Below are 21,835 nucleotides of genomic sequence, written 5' to 3' on the forward strand. Positions count from 1 at the left end.
AAAAGCCGTAGGCTTGGGTCAACTCTTAAGCCCACAATTCATTGTGGGTAATGCCGAACACCCTATAGGAGTCAAAGTGCCATCGGCACGACCGAAACATCCATGATCTCTAAAATTAAGACCAAACGCACAGATAAAAAAACCGTTTGACCGAATGACAATAGGCGGAAAGCCATAAAAAAAGCCAGTAAATCGGAAGATTTACTGGCTTTTGGCACGCTATTGATGCAGTCGGGGTGGCAGGATTCGAACCTACGACCTCCTCGTCCCAAACGAGGCGCGATACCGGGCTACGCTACACCCCGATCAATAGTGCAGTGAAGTATTATAGGCTTTGTCTTTTGGACGCTTGCTGTTTTTGCTTCAACGCGATACAAAAGTAGTAAAATAATCGGAATTCAAAACATGCCCCTCCCGCAATTTATCCCCAATCCCAAAAATTCCATCCCTAATCACTGACAATCAAATCATTAATTTTCAAGGAATATTCACATGGGGGAGTTTCGTGCTTGGGACATCATTCACAGTACTAAGTACTGTGTAAAATGTACGATGTACTAAGTACCAAGTACTGCATGGCAGAACGATCAACTTTGTACTTCGTACTTAAGACTTTGTACTGTGTAAAATGTACCATGTACTAAGTACTGCTTGGCAGAACGATCAACTTTGTACTTCGTACTTAAGACTTAGTACCGTGTAAAATGTACGATGTACTAAGTACCAAGTACTGCAATGCAGAACGATCAACTTCGTACTTCGTACTTAAGACTTAGTACCATGAAACATGTACGATGTACTAAGTACCAAGTACTGCAAGTCAGAACGATCAACTTTGTACTTCGTACTTAAGACTTAGTACCGTGTAAAATGTACGATGTACTAAGTACCAAGTACTGCAATGCAGAACGATCAACTTCGTACTTCGTACTTAAGACTTAGTACCATGAAACATGTACGATGTACTAAGTACCAAGTACTGCAAGTCAGAACGATCAACTTTGTACTTCGTACTTAAGACTTAGTACCATGAAACATGTACGATGTACTAAGTACCAAGTAATCCATTGCAGAACGATCAACTTCGTACTTTGTACTTAAGACTTTGTACCATGAAACATGTACGATGTACTAAGTACTGCATGGCTGAACGATCAACTTTGTACTTCGTACTTAAGACTTAGTACCATGAAACATGTACCATGTACTAAGTACCAAGTAACGCATGGTGAACGATCAACTTTGTACTTTGTACTTAAGACTTAGTACTATTTACTTCGTACCAATAACTTACCACGTTCTGCGAAAGCATCCAGCATCGGCTGCTCGTATTTCTTCTCACGGTACTCGTCTGGACTCATGATGGGGATTCCCTTGATGATGGGGTAGATGCGCTTGCAGGTTTTGCAATGCAGGATTCCCTCCAGTACATTTCCGCTCAAATCCTGCGACAGGATCGTCAGATCAAGTTCTTCCTTGTCAAAGGGGCAACATAGTTTAGCAATCGTTTCCATTCTCATAGTTTTCTGGTTTTATGACCCGAATGATGCATTCCATTTCCAAATTGTGCTGTGAAGCAATTTCAGGCTGAAATGGATTTGCATGTGTCAGGGGTTTAAATATGTGAGATATGCCGAAATGGCTTTTTCCGGTGCGGCAGCACGCATGATGCCCGACACCACAGCAATCCCGTCAAAGGACAATTTCTCCAATTCGTTTAAGTTTTCCGGCCTGATCCCCCCTGCCAAAAATATCGGCAAAGCGGTCATTTCCCGGGCTTTTTGGATGGTCTCCGGGAGGACCAGTTCGCAACTGTTGCTGGTCTGGGAGGGGAAAATCGAGCAGAAGGAAAGATAATCGACCGCGTTTCCATCGGCCCAAGCCACGGTCGACAGCTCATTTCCGCAGGTGATGCCCACCAAAAACGGTCGTTTGATGCAGGACCTTACCGAAGCAAGATGGTCCGGCACCTGGTCAAAGTGGACCCCGTCAAAGACATGTTGCGCGAGCAATTCCCAGCGGTTGTTGATCAGCACGGGAACATTTTTTTCCTGGCAAAGGACGATCACCTTCTCGAGCAGGGCTTCGGGATTCCCATCATCGGGGAAATTGTCCCAGACCTGGACCGCCGCGATGGGGGAGGCAAGCACAATCCGGAGTTTTTCCAACAGCAGTGCTTCTTCCATCGCAGGATCGATGACCAGGTAGAGGCCCCCCTTTATTTGTCGCCTTAGGTCCATCCTTTTTCCATTGCGGTAAAAAATGCCGCCCAATACGGGTCGGTTTCCATATATGCCATTTCACTTTCCTGTTCCCCTTCGGCCAATTGGATCCCGTAGGCTTTTTCCCGGATCTCGCCCACACAGCTGCAGGCGATCCCTGCCAAGTGCAGGCGTTCCATGACGGCCGCCGCATGCATGGGCTTGCAGGTGATGATCATCGCGCCGGCCCCGACGCTGTGGTAGGGGTCGATCGAAAACAGGGAGCAGATCTTTCCGGTCACTTCCCCCAGTGGGATTTTGCCCTTGTCTACCCTTGCCCCATGGCCGGAAGCGCTGGCCATTTCGTAGATCGCACCCAATACGCCTCCCTCGGTGACATCATGCATCGCCGTCACTTCGGCCCTGCCGCTTTCCCCGCTAATAGCCGCCAAGGCATCGGGCAGGGAGGAGGTTTGGTAAAAGAGCGCACAGGCACTTTCGTGGACTTCCTTGCCGTAGGCCGCGATGACCGTTTCCGGGAAACTCAATGCCAGAATGGCCGCCGAGGAAATGGCGCATTCCTTCGTGACCAAGATGGCATCCCCAATGCCTGCTTTCTTGCTGGTCAGGACCTGCTCTGCGGGAGCGATGGTGAAGAGCGTCACCCCACCGGCAATGGTGGAATGCTGATCGGCGATAAATCCCGTATGGCCGCCCGTGATCGCAAGCCCGATTTCCTCGGAAAACCGGTGCACATGTCCCCAATAGCTACCGAAATCCTCCTTGGAGAAGGTCCCGGGAAGGTTGAGCACAAACTGCCCATACATCGGCGCAAATCCTGTTGTCGCAATGTCGTTTGCCGCCAGGTGAACCGACAGCCAGGCCGATTTCTCCAAACCGAGGGAAGGAATCAGGGAGAGCGGATCGCTGGTCGCCGCCATCGCCATTCCCCCCGGCAGGGCCACCACCGAGACATCCACGCCGAATTGTGGTCCGGTAAGGACTTCCTTTCTGGATTTCCCGCATTGCTGCGCGATCACGCCTGCGATAAGGCTTTGGTCTATTTTTCCAAGTTTTGCTTCCATCAGTCCACGTCGTTGAATTTGATGTACAAACCGAAAAAATCCCCGTAGGGCAGGCTCCATTGCTGGACCGGAAACCATTTGGGCAATCCCGTGCAGGACCATTCGATGGAGTAGGAGCGGCCCTCCAAGGCGGTATCGATGATGGCAATTAGTTTTTGGGGCGTGTAGAAGGTGGCGGTGACATAGAAGGGGTTTTTCCCGAACAACTGTTGCACCCGCCTCCGCAGGACCTTCGGCGAATTCCGGTTCATCATTCCCATGCCAATCCCGTATTTGCCCACCCGGGCAGCTTCCCGGATCACTTTCACGGGATCCTTGTAGTACTCGAAGGTGGTGATAAAGGCCATGGCATCGAAGGAATGGTCCTTGAAAGGCATGTAGTGCGAATCCGCCATGACCAGGTCCCCGTCAAACAGGTCCACGGCCTGGGAAAGCATCAGGGGCGAAATGTCCCCGCCCGTGGCTTCGATCCCGATTTCCTTCCACCAGCGGGTAAACCGGGTGGTTCCGCAGCCAAATTCCAGCAGCGTTTTTATCCGTTTGTCCTTGGAGACCAATTGTTCCATGACCTTTTTCTGCCAGATCTCCGCACGCTTGTAGCGCCCCTCATACCATTGCTCATAGGGATCGGTATGTTCCCGGTTAAAAAACCATTCCGGTCGGTTTTGCCAGTTTTGCTGGGTTTTGGGGATCAGTTCAAATGTTGATTTTTCCAGTTCCATTTTGTTTTTCAGGTTAAAGGCGAAACCCGTGTTATGCATTGCCAATTCCATTAAAGGATAAAATTCTTTAATGCCTATTCGGGCGAAACAAAAAACGCCAACCGATGGGAGTGACCAAAAGGGTGGCGTACAAAATGGAATATTTTATAAAGCATCCCTCCGTTGGCATTATCCAAATCAGGTGTTCGGGTATCGTCTCAGCCCAACTTTCGTCAGGCACCCCGTGCGTTTCTATCCCCGAAACTAATCAAAATCCCAGAAAATCTACACTCCATGCCATTTTGTTTTCAAAATCCACTGTTTCCCCACCGTCCCTTTCCCTCGTCCAACACTCCACCTCCCATTCTTCCGTCCCCTTCCAACTTTCCGCCCGTTCCCTGTCTCCCGTCTCCCGTCCAAAACTTCCAACTCCCAAACTTCCCACTTCCCCCCGTCTCCTGTCTCCTTCCAACTTCCCCCTTCAAACCTTCCTCCCCCTTCCCAAACTTTTTCCCCCACATTCCTTGCTAATATCCACCATCGGACTAAATTTGTCACCACAGAGTAATTTTCTTACTCATCCCGCTAAGCACAAACGTGACTGAAGGGGCGAAGCTGACGGGAGGGATCTTTAAGAGTTTTAACTCTAAAAAATGCATGATTTTACGAAAAGCAAAAAGAAATAGAGAATTGGATCTATGTGTTAAGAGTTGAAAATATTTTCTAGGTCTATTTTTAATACGGCCTTCTTTTCAACTTTCTACATCTGTTTAATAAAACCCAAAAACTTCTTTCCTTTTTTGTTAAAAAATAATCTTCAGTTAGTGTCTTATTTAAATGTTTTTAAAAAATATAAGAGTAAAATTCTATTATATTAGAAGAGATTTCAAAAGATATATTCTTTTGAAAAGAATAATTGATTATTCTGAGAAAAATAAACTAGAACAAGAACAAAAAGACATTTTCAGCTATATTAAGGATAAAGGATTAGTCATATTTCCATATGCTTTTGCAGAAAAATATAATAAATTAAATCAAAAAATTAAATTTGATAATAACTTTCCTTATGTGGTTTATGAAGGGAAAAAGCTATATTTTTTAAATAGTTGGTCATTAAATCAAGTAAAATATTATTTCAATTCTTTATTAGTTGAACAAGAATCTACATCACCACACAGATATTGTACAGATGGGTTTGAAGTTGAAAGTGATGATGTATTAATAGATTTGGGTGCTGCTGAGGGTAATTTTTCTTTAGAGAACGTTGATAAAGCTAAAAAAACTATTTTGTTTGAAAGAAAACAAGAATGGGTTGAAGCATTAGCCAAAACATTTAAAACTTATGGTGATAAGGTACAAATTATCAATAAATATGTTGGAATTTTAAATGATGATAAGCATATCTCATTAGACGCATTGGAAATGGTAAAAAATGAGAATCTATTTATAAAAATAGATGTGGATGGGTCAGAGAGAGACGTGTTAAAGGGAATGGAAGGAATTCTAAATTCACCAAGAAGGATAAAAATTGCAATTTGTACATATCACAATCAAAATGATGCGTACGAATTCCAAATATACTTTGAAGAAAGAGGATTTAAAACCAGCTTTAGTTCTGGCTACATGCTTTTTTTTCATGATAATAATATTAAAGCTCCATTTTTGAGAAAGGGTGTCCTCAGAGCAATTAAAAACTTATGAAATTATTTGCATACTTCCTTCCTCAATTCCACCCTACCCCAGAAAATAATCAATGGTGGGGAAATGGATTTACTGAGTGGACGAATGTAACTAAAGCGAGTCCTTTTTTTCCAGGACATCAGCAACCAAAATTACCTGCAGATCTTGGTTTTTATGACTTAAGGATTCCGGAGGTTATGGAAGAACAAGCCAAAATTGCTATGGCACATGGAGTAGATGGTTTTGTTTTTTATCATTACTGGTTCGGGGATGGAAAGGTGATGTTGGAAAAACCTATTCAACAGTTTCTTAAAAATCATAAAGTTGATATTCAGTTTTGTATGTGTTGGGCCAATGAATCTTGGAAAGGGACTTGGCATGGCGCTGGAAATAGATTATTAATTGAACAGAAATATCTAGGCAAAGAAGATTACCTAGTTCATTTTCAGTATTTGCTTCCATTTTTCGAGGATAAAAGAAGTCTTAAAATTGAAGGTAAACCTGTATTTCAGGTTTATGCACCTGAATCCATTCCTGATTTAGATTTATTTTTAGCTACGTTTAATGAGCAGGCCCTTTTAAATGGACTTCCGGGAATCTTTTGGATAGCTGTAAAATCTTCACCTAAATGGAATGCCAAGCATTCAAAGTTTGATGGCATGGTTAATCCAAATTTGTCTCAAATAAATAAATATTTAACGAAATCAATTTCAGGTTTTTTTTTACGATATGGGCTGAATAATCCAATTATTCGAAGAGTATTTCGACTTCCAAAAACAATTTTTTTTCATTCTGTTCGAGCATGTCTCGAAGATTTTAAAGAAAATTATTCTATTGATTTTTTTCCACTTGCAATCCCAAACTGGGATAATACTCCACGAACAAAAAATCTTGGCACAGTTTATCTTCAAACCAATCCTAAGGCATTTGGAGAACACCTCAAAGCCTGTTTAAAGCAAGCGAGAAAAAATCAATCAGATCGGAAAATTGTTTTTATTAAATCTTGGAATGAATGGGCGGAAGGGAATTTTCTGGAACCGGATCAAAAGTTTGGTAAATCTTTTTTAGAGGTAATTAAAAGTCAAAAAAGCTGAATTTTGCTCTTTAACTCTTTTACCTTTCTTTTTTTCTTACCGATAGCATTTTTGCTATATTGGTTTATTTTTCAGAAAAATCTGAAAGCCCAAAACACGTTTTTGCTTGTAACCAGCTACGTGTTCTATGGCTGGTGGGATTGGAGGTTTTTGGGTTTGATTGTATTGAGTTCGGCTGTGGATTACTGGTGCGGATTGCGAATGTCGGAAGACAAGCATTCAGAGCCTACCGTAAAAAAGGAGGGGCTGAAAAGTTGGTTTTATGATAAGAAAAAATATCTGGGAATCAGTCTTTTGGTCAATCTTGGAATGCTTGCCTTCTTCAAGTATTTTAATTTCTTCATCGACTCCACTACCGATTTTATTCAAATGATGGGTTTTCAAGCCCATCCGGAGACCCTCCAAATCATCCTTCCGGTAGGCATCAGTTTTTACACCTTTCAAACGCTGAGTTATTCTATTGATGTTTATAAAGGAAAAATAGAGGCATCCAAAGATCCAATAGCATTCTTCACCTTTGTCGCCTTTTTCCCTCAATTGGTGGCTGGTCCAATCGAAAGAGCAGCCAATCTGCTTCCTCAGTTCTTCAAAAGAAGAGAATTCCAATACCAGCAAGGATCCACAGCCATGAAGCTGATTCTGTGGGGACTGTTCAAGAAGATGGTCATCGCAGACAACTGTGCCTTGGTAGTCAATCCTATTTTCGAAAATTATCAGACAGCCTCAGGTTTGGAATTGATTATGGGAGCAGTGCTGTTTTCCTTTCAGATATATGGGGATTTTAGCGGTTATTCGGATATCGCCATTGGGGTGGCGCTATTGCTCGGGTTTAAGTTGATGGTCAATTTTCGAACACCTTATTTCGCCAGGGACATTGCCGAATTCTGGCGAAGATGGCATATATCCCTATCCACCTGGTTTCGGGATTACTTATACATTCCACTGGGAGGAAGCAGGGTTTCAACAGCCAAAGCGATTCGAAATATCTTTATCGTTTTTCTAGTCTCCGGTTTCTGGCATGGAGCTAATTGGACCTTTATCGCTTGGGGAGGGATTCATGCAGCGATGTTTATTCCGATTTTCTTGATTGGGAAGAATAGGGTACATCTTGATGAGGGGGACCATTTAATTCCATCCTTTAAAGAAATCTTGCAGATGTTATATACTTTTTTGTTTGTTAGTCTAGCTTGGGTTGTCTTCAGGTCGGAAACGATAGGAAGTGCTTGGTTCTATCTGGAGAGAATTTTTAATAATCCATTTTTAAGTATGAATTTTTCTTGGTTTAGTTATGATTTAAGAATAGCTCTGATTTTATTTCTGGGTTTGGATTGGGTCGGACGATTCAAATATAATTGGTTGGAAAACCTTGAGGGAAAGTGGTACCGATATATTGCTTATGTTGTTTTAGGCTTTTTGATTGTGTTCTGGGGAGTATTTACTGAGGCTAAAGAGTTTATTTATTTTCAATTTTGATGAATCAATTTCTATTCAAATTATTTGGAATATTTAGTTTTTTACTTGTTATTATATATGGAGTTGATTATTTGATTCAAGAAGGTGTGAAAACTTCAAATTATCGGCAAATTAGTAAATGGAACGATATCGTAAATGGAGAATTAAATGCTGAATTATTGATTGTTGGATCTTCAAGAGCATATGTTCATTTTGACCCTGAATTTTTAGATAATGAATTAGGTATGTCGTGTTACAACTTAGGATTTGATGGTTCTTTTTATGAATTACAAAAACTAATGTTAGACCTGTATTTACGAAAAAATGAAATTCCAAAAACACTTATTTGGGTTTTAGATTTAAATTCTTTTGAAAGCAAAGATGAATTTTATGGATTTGAGCAATTAATACCATTTAAGGATTTACCAGAAATTCAGAAAATGCTGGAAATTAACAAGGTTACTCCATCTATTTTGTACGAATTTCCTTTAGTTCGATACAAATTCAACGAGAAAATTAAAGTTTATGGCATTTTAAATTATTTCAATTTATACGGTAGCGAAAGGAATAATAAGAATGGGTTTAAACGAAACAATAGTAAATGGGATGGGACCTTTGAAAATGTAAAAAAAGATTATCCGAATGGAATAAAGCAAGTTTTAAAGGAGAATTTGTTTAATGAATTTTTAAAAACTTGCCAATCTCTTGAAATGAAGGGGATAAAAGTTTTTTGGGTATTTGCTCCTATGTACCAAGAGGGGTTTTCTTTAATTACAAATTATAAGGAAATATTAAATTTCTACACTTTGCAAGCATCACAAAATAATTATAAATTGTTTGACTTTTCAAAAAGCAGCATTAATCTTGATAAAACTAATTTTTATAATGCAAACCATCTTAATGGAATTGGAATTGATAAATTTATGTTAGAATTTAGGAATGAATTCATTGAGGTTAATAGAAAGAAAGAATGAAATTAATTATTTATTATATTTCTTTTGTTTGTTTATCACTTTTTACGTTCTTTTTGTTTTTTAATAGAGGGGTAATTATTACCGGAGATACTTTTAATTATTTTCAAATGTTTAAATTTATTAGTGAAGGAGAATTTCCTCATACCCAATATTATACTCCAGGATATCCTTTTTTTATGTTTTTAATTTCAAGAATTTCAAAAATTCAAACCATTTTTATTTATGAAGTTGTTTGTTCTTTATTAATAATGGCTGATATTATTATTGTATTTTTTATTGCCCAAAAGTTTGAATCTGTTTTAGCTAAATTTGTAATTCTAACAGGTTTTTTTTCATTTTGGACTTTTAAAATTCAGTTTTTTGCTCAAGCAGATTCCATTTTTTACACCCTTTTGCTTACTTTAATTTTTTGTTTGCAAACTTTAGATGTTAGAAAAAGAAAAAATATTATTATTTTTTCTTTTGTCATATCAGCATTGGTTTTAGTTAAATATAATAACTTATTACTAATACCCATATTTTTGTTGTTTCCTTTTTTGACAACTGACCAAAAAAGAGGTAAGTATTATTATTTCTTATATTTTTTTTTAATGGTGTTTGTTCCAATATTGGCAATTTTATTTTGGAGGTATTTTAATGGAAATTTGATTTCACATATTAGTCAGGCATTTGATTTTCAATTATTCAAAGTGGCATTTATTCATAATATTCAGGATTTTTTTTCTACTTTATCTTTTACTTTTTTTTCAAAATTCACAAAAAGGTTTACAGAAGTGGGTGTGATTTTGTCAGGAGTTGTTATTTATGTTGGTGTTTTACTAGTACTAATATTTAATTTTTTTAGAAAAACAAATGTAAATATTTTTTTAGGTATGTATGTTTTTTTATATCCAATTGTTTTGATTTTGTTAATTTCAAAATCTGGGCATATTGAAATTAATCAAAGAACAATTTTCCCTTTTTTACTTACGGCAATATTATCTATAGCTTTTTTTGTGGAACAATTGAAGAGTTATAAGTTTATATCAATTGGTATAGTTTCTTTATTTTTTATCATTTCGCAAAGAATATTTATTGAAAGCAGTATGTTTTTTCTTGAAGGGGCTTCATTTACTACTAGAGATATTTCTGATTTTAGATTAAAATTCACCAAAGAAATAAAATATATTGAGAATTTGATTGGAGATAACCCAGTATATAATTCTAATCAAGGAAAATTCAGTTATTATTTTGAGAATACAAAGACACTGCCTTTGCCTCACAACCCAGAATTTTATTTAGGGAGGTTTAATTCAATTCCCGAAAATGAAATAAAAAAGGACTCTATCCAATTATTTGAAAATCTTATGCTAAATGATTCTTTTTTTTGTTTTGAAGGCATTGAATACAGAGATGAAAATTATATAAAATTTATAGAATATAACGGAGGTAAATTGTTGATTTCCGATGAGAATATTTCGATTTATTTTTTACCTAAATTAAGTTTTAACTTATATAGTCTTTGAAAAAGTCAATAATAAAAGTCCAAGATTTATCCAAACGCTACCGTCTTGGATTAAAAGAAAAGCAGGCCGAAACTTTAGCTGGTCAGATAGTTAACATCTTGAAATTTCCCTTTGAAAATCTCAAGAGGCTCAGAAAAATGAATCGGTTTGGAGCAGAGGATGAATCTGTTTTTTGGGCACTTAAGGATGTTAATTTCGAAGTGAAGCAGGGGGAAGTTTTGGGGATTATTGGCAAAAATGGTGCAGGAAAATCTACCTTACTTAAAATTCTCTCTCAAATTTCAGAACCAACTTCAGGTCGAATTGAAATCCATGGTCGTGTTGCTTCTTTGCTGGAGGTTGGCACTGGATTTCATCCTGAATTATCAGGAAGGGATAATATCTACATGAATGGGACAATACTTGGAATGACAAAAAAGGAGATTGACACTAAACTGGATGAAATCATTGATTTCTCAGGTGTTGAAAAGTTTATTGATACTCCCGTCAAGTTCTATTCTTCCGGTATGAAAGTGCGCCTTGGCTTTTCGGTTGCAGCACATCTTGAACCAGAGATCTTGATTATCGATGAAGTTCTTGCAGTTGGGGATTATGAGTTTCAAAAGAAATGCTTGGGAAAGATGGAAGATGTTGCCGGACAAGGAAGAACAGTAATCTTTGTTAGCCATAACATGGAGGCTGTTTCTGAATTATGTACTAATGTTTTATTGCTTAAAAATGGAATTATTGATTTTAATGGATCTTGTAGTCAGGGAATTTCTCATTATTTAAATGATTCTGTTAAAACTCAGCCATTTTATTTTGAAGATAAGGAAATCAAGACAAATCAAATAGTCTCTATATATGTAGAAACTTCCTTGCCTAATCAGGTTCATAAATTTGGTGAAAGATTAAAGATAAGAGTTCAGCTTAAAGCGATAAAAAAATTAGAAAAGGCGAATGTGGCCTTTCAAATTAAAGAATCGGGCTCTGGAAAGGCTATAATGTATGGATGGTTACATGATAGAGAAAATCCTATTGGTTCAGATATAGGGTTTTACGAACTAATTTGTGAAATACCTAAACTTAGATTATATAAAGGTCATTATGATTTTACTTTTCATTTTTCAGAGATGAGTGGTAAGAAGAACAATCAAAAGATTGATAATATTTGCCCATTTGAAGTTTCTATGGTTGGAATTCCTCATCAATTTGAATGGACAGATAACAATTGTGTTTACATCGATGATTTTAAATGGGAATTAAACAATGTGCATGACAAATGAGGTATAATGGAAAGGAAATTGCAAGTTGGGACTTAAATTCAATAAAGAGGTTTTGGGATTTTGCATCAAATGAACCATTAAAGTACTTTACTTATATGGTAGGAGATAAGATAATCAAAATGTTATCTAATGAGTTAAAGCAAGATCATAAAATACTTGATTATGGAGCTGGAATAGGTTTTCTGTCTGAAAAACTATTAAAAAAGGGGTTTAATGTGACCTCATTAGATTCATCTCCTGATTCAATTGTTTTATTGAAAAATAAACTTTCGATATTTAAAAATTTTTCTGGGGCAATGGATTTAGAATCCATAAAGAATCAAGATTTAAAATTTGATATAATATTTATAGTTGAAGTGGTTGAGCATTTGGATGATTATTATTTAAATGAATTGTTAGAAAATGTTTTCAAACTTATAACTGATAATGGAATTATTATTATTACCACTCCTAATAATGAAATATTAGAAAATTCCTATATTTATTGTCCATTTAGTGACTTGGTGTTCCATAGGTGGCAACATGTAAGGAAATGGGATAAATTTACTTTAAATGAAAAATTGAAAGAAAAGGGTTTTAATAATAATAGAATGATTGAGACTCATTTCTTTAATAATCCTAAGTGGAATGGGTTCAATAGAAAAACGATTGGAGGTATTTTGGAATTTCTTAAACTCAGTATTGAAAAAAAGAAACCACATTTGGTTGCAATAGCAAAGAAAAATTGAAAAAAATTGCTTTTGTGACAACTGAATTTATTCTACCGGATCAGTCAAAAACTGGTGGTTTGGGGACATATATTTGGAACCAAGCGAAATTGCTGTCTGATCTTGGTTTCGAAGTTTCCATATATCAGCCTGGAAGTATTAATCAAAAGTTTTATTATTTCGGAAATAAAGTACTTTTCAGAGAGTTTAAATTGCCATCATTTAAACCTACTGTCTTTCAAATTCTCTTACATTTTTTTATTAAAAGGATTAAAAAGTATTCCTTTGTTCATTACTTAAAGTTGAAATCAAATGCAAAGAATATTAATTCTTTTCTGGAAGAAGAATTCAAGGTTAGGCCTGTTGACATAATTCAATATGTAAATTTAAATGGTTTAGGATATTTCCCGGTGTCGAGTATTCCTAATATTATCAGAATAAGTAGTTTGACAGATTTTTATAATGAATTAGGAAAAGGCTATTATGGCTTACGTTCTGAAATAGTTAATGCTCAGATAAAATTTGAGAAGGAATCTTATAAGAGAGCAATTTGTATTGTTGGGCCGTCTACTTATTCGCTAAATCAAATTAAAACTAACCCAACTCAACTTAAATTACATCTTCCTACCCCTATTGGATTTCATTTTGAAAAAGCTGAATTAATAAAGAGGAATCAGATTTTGAAAATAGGGTATTTTGGAAATATTGATTATCGTAAAGGGGTAGATTTATTAATCGATGCTACTTCAAAACTTAGGCCTGGTTCATTTGATTTATTTTTGTGTGGTCGACTAAACGATGACAGCCAAGTAAATTCAAAAATTAAAGATCAAGTTTTTTCAGAATCATTTATTCATTATTCTGATTCTATCCCAAAGAATGAACTAATCTCTTTGATGAAAGAGATGGATTTAATTGTATTGCCATCAAGAGTCGATAATTGTCCAAATACCCTTTTGGAATCATTGGCTATGGGAAAAGTTGTGATAGGTCCGAATGCATGGGGTTTTGAAGAAGTGATTACTGATAGAGTTAATGGAATTTTATTTGAAAGTGGAAGTTTAAACTCTTTGGTTGATGCAATAGATTACTTTATGAATTTGTCAGTAGAAGAAAGGATAGAGATTGAGGGAAACGCATTTTGCTTAGTACAAGAATATTCAGGATTAAGGGTTTCAGATCAAATTGTAAAAATTTATAACAAGTGCATTGATCATTATAAGAGCGTATGTGCGGAATCTTAGGTTTAATTAATCGAAAGAGTCAGGTAAATGTGGAGGTCTTGGTTGAGATGCTTGCCTTAACCAAACATCGTGGTCCTGATGGCGAGGGTACTTTCTGTGTTGAGAATGTTGGAATTGGTCAACGCAGACTTTCAATTATTGATCTAGAAGGAGGCAAACAGCCTTTATCTAATTCTGAAAAGACGCTATGGATTACCTATAATGGAGAATTATATAATTACAAAAAACTTAGGAAGTCTTTGCAACAAAAAGGATATTCCTTTGCTACAGTTTCAGATACAGAGGTAGTATTGCAAGCATATGCGCATTGGGGAAAGGATTGTGTCCGGCATTTTAGGGGGATGTTTGCCTTTGGTATTTTAGATATTCTTAAAAAAGAATTGTTTTTAGCCCGTGATCATTTTGGGATAAAACCCCTGGTTTACGCCCATAATTCCGAAATATTTGCCTTTACTTCCGAAATCCAAGCTTTAAAACCAATTTCTGAAATTAACTGGGATATTGATTTGACGGGCTTAGACCAATATTTGGCCTATCAGTATATCCCTGCACCTAATACAATTTATAGAGAAGTAAGGAAGCTACCTCCGGCGCATTATATGCTTGTAAGTTTTTCCGGAGAGATCAAAGAAATCAATTCGTACTGGCAATTGGACTTCAAGCCAGATCAGTCCAGAACTGAAAAGGATTGGATGGAAGCGTTGGAGGAAACCATAAAAGAATCTGTCAATTCCCATTTGGTAGCAGATGTTCCTTTCGGAGCTTTTTTGTCTGGGGGCATTGATTCTTCGCTTGTTGTTGGATACATGTCCCAAATGATGGCAAAGCCTGTTAAGACTTTTAGTATTGGTTTTGAAGAGGAAGGATATTCAGAATTGGAATATGCCAGAAAAGTATCCAAGCATTGGGGAACGGATCACCATGAAGCCATTGTAAAAGCAGATGCATTGTCGATTCTTCCGGATTTGGTCCGGCATTATGGAGAACCCTTTGGAGATTCTTCGGCTATACCAACTTATTATGTTTCCCAATTAGCCCGAAAGCATGTAGCCATGGCACTTTCCGGCGACGCGGGAGATGAGCTATTTGCTGGATATGAGAGCTACTCAAACCGGTGGTCAAGGCATTTATCTCCGGTTCCTGAGCATCTTCCAGCCTATAAAAAGGGATTATATCCTTTAATGAACTCGGTTTTCCCAAATAAATATCCGTTAAGAACTTCCAAACTTTTTGACTGGCAGCGCTATATACAATATTATGGACCCGGGGAGCGATCCCACCTTTGGAAACCAGAGTTTTCCGATCAATTCACACATACAGATGCTATTCATCAAAAGATATGGAAAGAATCTGAAGAATACAGCCATTATCAAAGGGCACAAAGTCTGGATTTTAGAACCTATCTTCCTTATGATATCCTGACCAAAGTTGACATCGCAAGCATGATGCATAGCCTCGAAGTGAGGATTCCCTTGTTAGATTTAAGAGTTGTCGAATTGGCTTCTCAAATTCCCGAGAAGTTTAATATCAATAAATCTTCTGGAGAGTGGATTGGTAAGCAATTACTAAAAAAAATCGTAGCCAAAGATCTAGGGGATGAATTTGCATTCAGAAAAAAAATGGGTTTTGCTATTCCGATTCAAAAATGGTTTGGTGAAACCGTAAAATCCAGACTAGAGTTAAAAGACAGATTGCTTTCCTCCGGTAACGGGTTGGATACATTTTTTAAACCTACTGAATTGGAAAGAATCGCAAACGGTTCACATTCAGGTCAACAATGGCTTTTGGTATTCCTTCAGGAATGGTTGAGTCAAAACAAGTAATAGTCATTGCGACTTATCAATCTCATCGGTAATTGTGAAAATAATCATTAGTGCAGCACTCTATCTCCGTTCTTCACAATAAAGAAAAGTAAAACGAGATGAAATCAAACAAACGCATCTTAATCGCTTTGCATCGTTTTGCAGTGGGAGGGGCCGAAACTCAGGCTTTGTACCTGTCGGAACACCTTAAAGAAAATGGTTATGAGATAATTGTAGGTGCTTTTGGTTCAGAAGAAGGAACTGGACTTCAACGATTTAAAAGGGCAGGAATAGATACTATTCATTGGGGTTTTCAGGAAAAATTGATTTTAAATCCTGAAAATAGTCTTTTTGGAAAAGCAAGAAAGTATAGGTTCTTGATTAAGCTGATATGGAAAGTCAGACTTTTAAAAATTGATACTGTTATTCCATTTACTTATCCTGCAAATATAATTTTTTGTAATTGGTTTCAAAAAATGAAAGTTAAGAAATGCTTTTGGAATCAGAGAGATTCCGGAATTATGTTTCAAGGGATCAAGCTGGAAAAAATGGGACTTATATTAGCCTCGAAGATTATTTCCAATAGTAAACCAGGGAAGTTGTTTTTGCAAAAACATACAGAAAAGGAAATATTTATAATTCATAATGGTGTCAAAATCCCTGAAAACTCGGGGTTTTCCGAAGATAAAAAAAACAAGTACCGAGTGGTCAAAATTGCAAATCTACATGGTTATAAAGATCATTTAACTATTTTGGAAGCCTGGAATTTAGTAGTAGTTGAATTTGGGCAAGAAAAAGTTGAACTGCTGTTTGCTGGAAGGAAACTAGATGCCTATCAAAAATTAAAAGCTTATGTTGTTGAAAATAAACTTGAAAAATCAGTCATATTTCTTGGAGAAGTTGAAAATGTACCGTTTTTGCTCGCATCTGCTAATTTGGCAGTTTTTAGCTCAATTAAAGAAGGATTGCCAAATGGTATTTTGGAATCAATGGCTGCTGGTTTGCCAATCGTCGCTACTGACATCTTAGGAGCAAGAGAAGCTCTTGGGGAAGACTACCCATTTTTGGTTCCCCCAAAAGATCCTGTCAGCTTTGCAAAAAAAATAACATCTATGATAACTGATCATCATAAGTTAGAAGAAAATAGAATGCAAAATAAAAAAAGAGTAATAGAACTATTTTCAATGGAAATCATGGGTGGAAAGTATATTCAGTTGATCGAGAATGAGTAATCCTTTTTATTCCATAATTATTCCATGTTATAATCAGGCGCATTATCTTTCGGATGCTGTTGAATCTGTACTATCACAGGATTTCAAAGATTTGGAAATTATTATTATCAATGATGGTAGTAAGGATAATACTGCACAAATTGCAAATAATTATTCTGATAATTGGGAAAATATCAAAGTAATCCATCAAAAAAACCTTGGATTGTCTGAGTCAAGAAATGCTGGGATGGAAGTTGCATTAGGTAGTTTTTTTCACTTTTTGGATGCGGATGATTGGGTTTTACCTTTTTTTTACTCGAGAGCAAAACAGGCCTTACTTCCTAATGTAAATGTATTGGTTACAGGATACCACCACGTTAAAAATAGCCAATCAATTCAAAATGTTAATTTCAAAAAGGAATCTTTTGAATTATTAGATATTTTAAGTGGAAATATAGCACCACCTGTTGCATTTATAATAAAAAAATCAATTATAAAAAATGTAGGAGTATTTGATAAAAATTTAAAAAGTGCTGAGGATTGGGACCTATGGATAAGAATTGTTAAAGCAGGATATTCCATACACGTTATTCCGGACTCTTTAGTGGCTTATCGTTATGTTGATAATTCGATGAGTCGAGATGCTTTTAGAATGTATGAAGCACTTAAAACTGTTTATTTCAGAGGTCATAAGCATGACGTAAGAATAAATATCCATTCAGATTTCAATAAATACTATCCGATTAATGAAGGTTTCCCAATTAAAATAATTTTGCTTAGGTGTTTAGGTGTTAGTATTTTACAGGGTAAAATTTCCGATTCACTTATTCTCTTTAAGCAAGAAAAATTTGAACTAAAACTAAAAATAAAAATCTCTGATTTTTCAGAGATGTGTTCTTATTTGACATTTAAATATTTTTCTTCTAAAGAAGATCTTGAAAATGTTTTAGATTCAGCTAGACCTAATTTTAAATTGTTTTTTCGAGAGCTGTACAAAGATGAGATGAACGTTAAAAAAAGCATGTATTTTGTTTTTAGGGTTACAAAAAAAAATCTTAATCGAAAATTATATGGTTTCTTTTTGGGCGGGTTAATTAATAAATTAACTGATATTTATTCGATTAAATTATACAATAAATTTTGGAGAATTTAATATTATATTTAAAATTTTTATTAGTATAATTATAAATTATATTTATAAATATATTGAAAAATAAACATATAATAAAGAATAGTTTTATAAATATAAGACATGTTCCTGAGAATTTTGATTATAATGATTTATCTCATTTCAAAAGCGATTTATATAGTATAAATAAAGATATTCATATAAAAATAGTTTGTAATGCGAGAGTAATTCAAAGGTATGTTTATAAAAATGGATTGATTCAAAATGATTATGTACATACACATGGTGTTAATCTAAAAACAAAAATTATAGCTTTTTTGAAACCACTATTTAATATTGTTGAATATACAATACCAGAAGGTGTGTGGGTGTTAGATACTTGGAGTAAAGGTTATTTTCATTTTCTAACTGATTTGTTGCCTAGGTGCCTTACTGCAAAGGAATACTGGGAGAATTATCCTATTTTATTACCTAGTTACTATTTAGACCTTAATTATATAAAAGAGACTCTTCAGATATTTCCCTTTAAGATTTTTGAATTTGGAATTTATTCAAGTTTTAAAGTGAAAGACTTAATAATGACTTCCAGATTAAGATCATGTGCATTTGATCCTGATCAAATTAAATTAGTTAGAAATTTTTTTAGGATGAATGATGAGTTTAATTTAAAGAAAGATGAGTTGATTTACATCTCTAGGAAATTAAGTTCAAGACGAAAAGTATTGAATGAAGAAGAATTGAAAAATTTCCTTGAATCGAAAGGATTTAAAATTATTATCGCAGAAAAATTTTCATTTGAGGAACAACGCCGTTTAATGTCAAAATCTAAGCTCGTGATCAGTAATCACGGGGCCGGACTTACTAATATGCTGTTTATGCCCGATAACTCAATTGTTGTTGAGTTGAAAGCAAATGTGTCCACCATCAATAACTGTTATTTTAATTTAGCAAGAGCTTTGGATCACAAATATTATTATACCTTAAACAAGGCAAATTCAAAAGATGTCCAAAAGGCAGATATTTATGTGGATATTAAGAAGTTAGATCAGTTACTTAATGACCTTTTGTAAAGTGTTAGGCATCAGTGTTGTTGTTTGTACTTTTAATGGCCTATCTAGGCTATCTAATTGTTTATCTTCCATAATCTCGCAGAAATTTGCTCCGGAGTTCGAATTGATCGTTGTAGAAAACTCGTCCACTGATGGGACGGGCGAATTCGCAAATGATTTTCTTAGTCGAAATTTTCAATCTGGTAATTGGAAGTTGGTTACGGAACCTAAAGCTGGTCTCCTTTACGCCCGATTAACAGGATTAAAATCAGCTCACTTTGAATGGGTACTTTTTTGTGATGATGATAATGTGCTATTTCCTGATTTTTTGGCAAACTGTGCTCACTTTCTTTCCCAAAATTCTCAAATCGGAGTTTTAGGTAGTCAAGGTATTCCTGAATTTTTAGGCGCCAAACCCGAGTGGTTTGATCGGTATTCTTCCAGTTTTGCAGTAGGATCACAATTGGGATCAAGTACCCCGCAAAAGCGGTTGGAATTCGTTTATGGCGCTTGCTCTGTTTACCTTAAACAACCATTGTTAACTCTTTTTCAAGATGGATTTAGTCCTATATTATCTGATCGAACCGGAGCAGATTTAATTTCAGGAGGTGATGTAGAATGGTGTGCATTGATGCAACTTTTAGGTTATAAAATAGCTTATTTTGAAGACCTGAAGTTTTACCATCAGCTTCCTGCCTCCCGTTTGACATGGGAGTATTACCTTCGTTTAAAGCGGGGGATTTCCGGCAGTGCAGGTTTTTTGTTTCCTTACGAGTTCTACTTTGTTAAATCATTTCGCTCTATGGGCATGTTCATAATTCACTATTGTGTAGAGGAATTTAAGTCTTGGCTTTTATATCTAAAATATAGCATTCGTTGGAATGGAAATCCCCAAGGTCAGGAGGAACAATTGGCTTTTACTATTTTGGAAGCCCGGATGAAAGCATTTTTTCATCAAAGGAAAACAGCGATAGTTCATTTCAAACAATTGAAGCAGCATTTTGGATCCTGAATTTTCCATAATTATTCCGAGCTACAATCGGGCATCTACTATTGGAAGAGCGATAGATTCGGTAATAGGCCAAACCTATACCTCTTGGGAAATTATTGTTGTGGATGATGGTTCTACTGATAATACTCGAGAAATCATTCTTTCTTTTCCGCATTTGAGAACTTTTGTACAGAAGAATCTAGGGGTATCGGTAGCACGGAATAATGGAGCAAGTCTTGCTCTAGGAAATTGGTTGATTTTTTTGGATTCGGATGATGAATTATTAGAAGAGTCTTTGGAATTATTTTTTAACTCCATTCAAGCTGACAGTTCAGTTGATGTATGGGTAAGCGGTTTTGAATTGGTTAAAAATCATAAAATTCAATTAAAAATCCCTGAAATAGGAAAGTACCACCCCAGACTTGCAGGAGCGTTTTCTATTCGAAAAACATTATTTTATCAAACCGAAGGATACGATGCCAAATTAAAATTTTCCGAAAATACTGAGTTGTTTCATAGGATTAATTTGATTCAAGCTAAAGAAGGATTTATTCCTAAAGCAACAGTCAAATATTTTGACAATTTAAATGGGGGATCAAAAGATCTTCAAAATATTATTGATTCCATATCTTACATATTGGAAAAACATGATGATACTTTAAGCACTCATGTAAAATTTCTTTATCATCAGATCATTGGAGTTATATTAATGAGATTAAAAATTTACAATAATGCCCGTTCCCATTTATACGCTGCTTTGAAAATTAAGCCGTATAAGTTTTCTACATTAATACGGTTAGGCATTTCTTGGATTCCAATCCTGTCAAAAAAGATATATAAAGAAGAAATTAACTTATAGTGGTTTTAGGAGGATTCATAATTACATACAACAGACCTGATATCTTAGTAGATTCGGTAGAAAATATTTTTTCACAATCTTGGCCACCTGATTTTTTATGGATAATTGATAATTCTGAATCACTTGAAACTGATCATATGATTGCAAGCCTTCAAGACTCCAGACTTAGGTATTTTAGGATGGGACATAATTCAGGTCCTGCGGGAGCTGCAGGAAAAGGTTTGGAATTATGTGGTAAAGAAGGAGCCGACTGGATATTTTGGGGAGATGACAATGATCCTCCCTTCAGACAAGATTGTTTTGAACGTTTATTGGCAATCAGGAATGAAAATCCTTACTGCGGAGTTTTGGGTTCTGTAGGTCAATTTTTTGATAGAAAAAAAGGAGTGATCAAACGCGTTCAGACTCGATTGCTTGAAAAAAAAGATTGGATCGAAGTGGATTATGTGGCGGGTGGAATGTGTATGCTAGTGAAGGGAGAAGTAGCTAGAGCAAAAGTTTTTCCAAATCCAGATTTGTTTTTTGGATTTGAGGAATTGGATTTTTGCTTAAAGGTTTCTAGAATGGGATTTTCAATTGTAGTGGATTGCGGTTTATTTCTGGAGGCAAGAAAATTGCATAATCGTCTGGAATTTGAAAGGCCGATTTATTCCAAAAAGTCAAATCTTGCAAGAGAATATTATAGTCTGAGAAATTTATTGATAATATCAGACAGTTTAACCTTGAAATCTATGAGGAACCAACTAATAAAAAAATGGATTGGAAAAGCACTTTATGGGTTTCGCTATGGTTTTGGTTATGGATTTCAGAATTTCAGAATGATTTTTTTGGCATTCGTGCATTATTTAAAAGGTATTAAAGGTAAAACCATCGATATATAGATATG

The 21,835-nt window shown here is 36.0% G+C and carries 20 protein-coding genes, 1 tRNA gene and 1 riboswitch; of the genes, 15 read left to right on the forward strand and 6 right to left on the reverse strand.

Annotated elements, in window-relative coordinates:
• Positions 1-231: 231 nt before the first annotated feature.
• From F824_RS0123435 to F824_RS0123460, 6 genes are all read right to left on the reverse strand, one after another.
• Positions 232-305, reverse strand: a tRNA-Pro gene (locus tag F824_RS0123435).
• A 963-nt stretch (positions 306-1,268) separates the two neighbouring features.
• Positions 1,269-1,514 carry a Trm112 family protein gene (locus F824_RS0123440; RefSeq protein WP_236613248.1) on the reverse strand — a complete coding sequence of 82 codons (246 nt, stop codon included), beginning with the start codon at positions 1,512-1,514 and terminating at the stop codon, positions 1,269-1,271.
• Between the two features lie 93 nt (positions 1,515-1,607).
• Complete coding sequence (locus tag F824_RS0123445) at positions 1,608-2,240, reverse strand: thiamine phosphate synthase (protein ID WP_019600381.1); 633 nt, start codon at positions 2,238-2,240, stop codon at positions 1,608-1,610.
• On the reverse strand, positions 2,231-3,286 hold the full coding sequence (locus tag F824_RS0123450) for an AIR synthase family protein (protein WP_019600382.1): 1,056 nt from the start codon (positions 3,284-3,286) through the stop codon (positions 2,231-2,233). Before F824_RS0123450 ends, F824_RS0123445 begins: the two co-directional genes overlap by 10 nt.
• Positions 3,286-4,008 (reverse strand): class I SAM-dependent methyltransferase, encoded by a 723-nt coding sequence (locus F824_RS0123455; RefSeq protein ID WP_026333891.1) that lies wholly within the window; start codon positions 4,006-4,008, stop codon positions 3,286-3,288. The genes F824_RS0123450 and F824_RS0123455 overlap by 1 nt, the downstream gene beginning before the upstream one ends.
• 137 nt (positions 4,009-4,145) lie before the next feature.
• Positions 4,146-4,242, reverse strand: a riboswitch (TPP riboswitch).
• A gap of 53 nt (positions 4,243-4,295) precedes the next feature.
• A complete protein-coding gene (locus F824_RS0123460) occupies positions 4,296-4,508 on the reverse strand; it encodes a hypothetical protein (protein ID WP_019600384.1) in 213 nt (70 codons plus the stop codon).
• A gap of 382 nt (positions 4,509-4,890) precedes the next feature.
• Between F824_RS0123460 and F824_RS0123465 the strand changes: the two genes are divergently transcribed.
• From F824_RS0123465 to F824_RS0123535, 15 genes are all read left to right on the forward strand, one after another.
• A complete protein-coding gene (locus F824_RS0123465; protein WP_161629753.1) occupies positions 4,891-5,688 on the forward strand; it encodes an FkbM family methyltransferase in 798 nt (265 codons plus the stop codon).
• Positions 5,685-6,761 carry a glycosyltransferase WbsX family protein gene (locus F824_RS0123470; RefSeq protein ID WP_019600386.1) on the forward strand — a complete coding sequence of 359 codons (1,077 nt, stop codon included), beginning with the start codon at positions 5,685-5,687 and terminating at the stop codon, positions 6,759-6,761. The genes F824_RS0123465 and F824_RS0123470 overlap by 4 nt, the downstream gene beginning before the upstream one ends.
• 102 nt (positions 6,762-6,863) lie before the next feature.
• Positions 6,864-8,234, forward strand: coding sequence for an MBOAT family O-acyltransferase (locus F824_RS0123475; RefSeq protein WP_316928741.1), 1,371 nt, complete (start codon positions 6,864-6,866; stop codon positions 8,232-8,234).
• Complete coding sequence (locus F824_RS0123480; protein ID WP_019600388.1) at positions 8,234-9,187, forward strand: hypothetical protein; 954 nt, start codon at positions 8,234-8,236, stop codon at positions 9,185-9,187. The genes F824_RS0123475 and F824_RS0123480 overlap by 1 nt, the downstream gene beginning before the upstream one ends.
• Positions 9,184-10,692, forward strand: coding sequence for a hypothetical protein (locus F824_RS0123485; protein WP_019600389.1), 1,509 nt, complete (start codon positions 9,184-9,186; stop codon positions 10,690-10,692). Before F824_RS0123480 ends, F824_RS0123485 begins: the two co-directional genes overlap by 4 nt.
• Positions 10,689-11,957, forward strand: coding sequence for an ABC transporter ATP-binding protein (locus F824_RS28055; RefSeq protein WP_019600390.1), 1,269 nt, complete (start codon positions 10,689-10,691; stop codon positions 11,955-11,957). The genes F824_RS0123485 and F824_RS28055 overlap by 4 nt, the downstream gene beginning before the upstream one ends.
• Positions 11,954-12,685: a class I SAM-dependent methyltransferase gene (locus tag F824_RS0123495; RefSeq protein ID WP_019600391.1), complete on the forward strand. Its 732-nt coding sequence runs from the start codon at positions 11,954-11,956 to the stop codon at positions 12,683-12,685. The genes F824_RS28055 and F824_RS0123495 overlap by 4 nt, the downstream gene beginning before the upstream one ends.
• Positions 12,682-13,908 carry a glycosyltransferase family 4 protein gene (locus F824_RS0123500; protein WP_019600392.1) on the forward strand — a complete coding sequence of 409 codons (1,227 nt, stop codon included), beginning with the start codon at positions 12,682-12,684 and terminating at the stop codon, positions 13,906-13,908. The genes F824_RS0123495 and F824_RS0123500 overlap by 4 nt, the downstream gene beginning before the upstream one ends.
• Positions 13,909-13,955: 47 nt before the next feature.
• Entirely contained in the window at positions 13,956-15,731 is a 1,776-nt protein-coding gene (gene asnB, locus F824_RS0123505; protein WP_236613250.1) for an asparagine synthase (glutamine-hydrolyzing), read from the forward strand.
• Positions 15,732-15,829: 98 nt separating this feature from the next.
• Positions 15,830-16,942, forward strand: a complete 1,113-nt coding sequence (locus tag F824_RS0123510) for a glycosyltransferase (RefSeq protein ID WP_019600394.1) — start codon at positions 15,830-15,832, stop codon at positions 16,940-16,942.
• A complete protein-coding gene (locus F824_RS0123515) occupies positions 16,935-18,074 on the forward strand; it encodes a glycosyltransferase family 2 protein (RefSeq protein ID WP_019600395.1) in 1,140 nt (379 codons plus the stop codon). Before F824_RS0123510 ends, F824_RS0123515 begins: the two co-directional genes overlap by 8 nt.
• Positions 18,075-18,127: 53 nt before the next feature.
• Positions 18,128-19,120, forward strand: coding sequence for a glycosyltransferase family 61 protein (locus tag F824_RS0123520; RefSeq protein ID WP_019600396.1), 993 nt, complete (start codon positions 18,128-18,130; stop codon positions 19,118-19,120).
• On the forward strand, positions 19,107-20,111 hold the full coding sequence (locus F824_RS0123525) for a glycosyltransferase (RefSeq protein ID WP_019600397.1): 1,005 nt from the start codon (positions 19,107-19,109) through the stop codon (positions 20,109-20,111). Before F824_RS0123520 ends, F824_RS0123525 begins: the two co-directional genes overlap by 14 nt.
• Positions 20,101-20,949 carry a glycosyltransferase family 2 protein gene (locus F824_RS27040; RefSeq protein ID WP_019600398.1) on the forward strand — a complete coding sequence of 283 codons (849 nt, stop codon included), beginning with the start codon at positions 20,101-20,103 and terminating at the stop codon, positions 20,947-20,949. Before F824_RS0123525 ends, F824_RS27040 begins: the two co-directional genes overlap by 11 nt.
• Positions 20,949-21,830: a glycosyltransferase family 2 protein gene (locus F824_RS0123535; RefSeq protein WP_031327262.1), complete on the forward strand. Its 882-nt coding sequence runs from the start codon at positions 20,949-20,951 to the stop codon at positions 21,828-21,830. The genes F824_RS27040 and F824_RS0123535 overlap by 1 nt, the downstream gene beginning before the upstream one ends.
• Positions 21,831-21,835 lie beyond the last annotated feature (5 nt).

This window comes from Rhodonellum psychrophilum GCM71 = DSM 17998 (assembly GCF_000381545.1).
Taxonomy (GTDB): domain Bacteria; phylum Bacteroidota; class Bacteroidia; order Cytophagales; family Cyclobacteriaceae; genus Rhodonellum; species Rhodonellum psychrophilum.

Coding starts and splice junctions, on each gene's coding strand:
- F824_RS0123515 (WP_019600395.1), top strand. CDS start 16,935: ATGAGTAATCCTTTTTATTCCATAATTATTCCATGTTATAATCAGGCG.
- F824_RS0123445 (WP_019600381.1), bottom strand. CDS start 2,240: ATGGACCTAAGGCGACAAATAAAGGGGGGCCTCTACCTGGTCATCGAT.
- F824_RS0123440 (WP_236613248.1), bottom strand. CDS start 1,514: ATGGAAACGATTGCTAAACTATGTTGCCCCTTTGACAAGGAAGAACTT.
- F824_RS0123495 (WP_019600391.1), top strand. CDS start 11,954: ATGAGGTATAATGGAAAGGAAATTGCAAGTTGGGACTTAAATTCAATA.
- F824_RS0123525 (WP_019600397.1), top strand. CDS start 19,107: ATGACCTTTTGTAAAGTGTTAGGCATCAGTGTTGTTGTTTGTACTTTT.
- F824_RS0123510 (WP_019600394.1), top strand. CDS start 15,830: ATGAAATCAAACAAACGCATCTTAATCGCTTTGCATCGTTTTGCAGTG.
- F824_RS0123460 (WP_019600384.1), bottom strand. CDS start 4,508: ATGTGGGGGAAAAAGTTTGGGAAGGGGGAGGAAGGTTTGAAGGGGGAA.
- asnB (WP_236613250.1), top strand. CDS start 13,956: ATGCTTGCCTTAACCAAACATCGTGGTCCTGATGGCGAGGGTACTTTC.
- F824_RS0123485 (WP_019600389.1), top strand. CDS start 9,184: ATGAAATTAATTATTTATTATATTTCTTTTGTTTGTTTATCACTTTTT.
- F824_RS0123455 (WP_026333891.1), bottom strand. CDS start 4,008: ATGGAACTGGAAAAATCAACATTTGAACTGATCCCCAAAACCCAGCAA.
- F824_RS0123450 (WP_019600382.1), bottom strand. CDS start 3,286: ATGGAAGCAAAACTTGGAAAAATAGACCAAAGCCTTATCGCAGGCGTG.
- F824_RS0123480 (WP_019600388.1), top strand. CDS start 8,234: ATGAATCAATTTCTATTCAAATTATTTGGAATATTTAGTTTTTTACTT.
- F824_RS0123470 (WP_019600386.1), top strand. CDS start 5,685: ATGAAATTATTTGCATACTTCCTTCCTCAATTCCACCCTACCCCAGAA.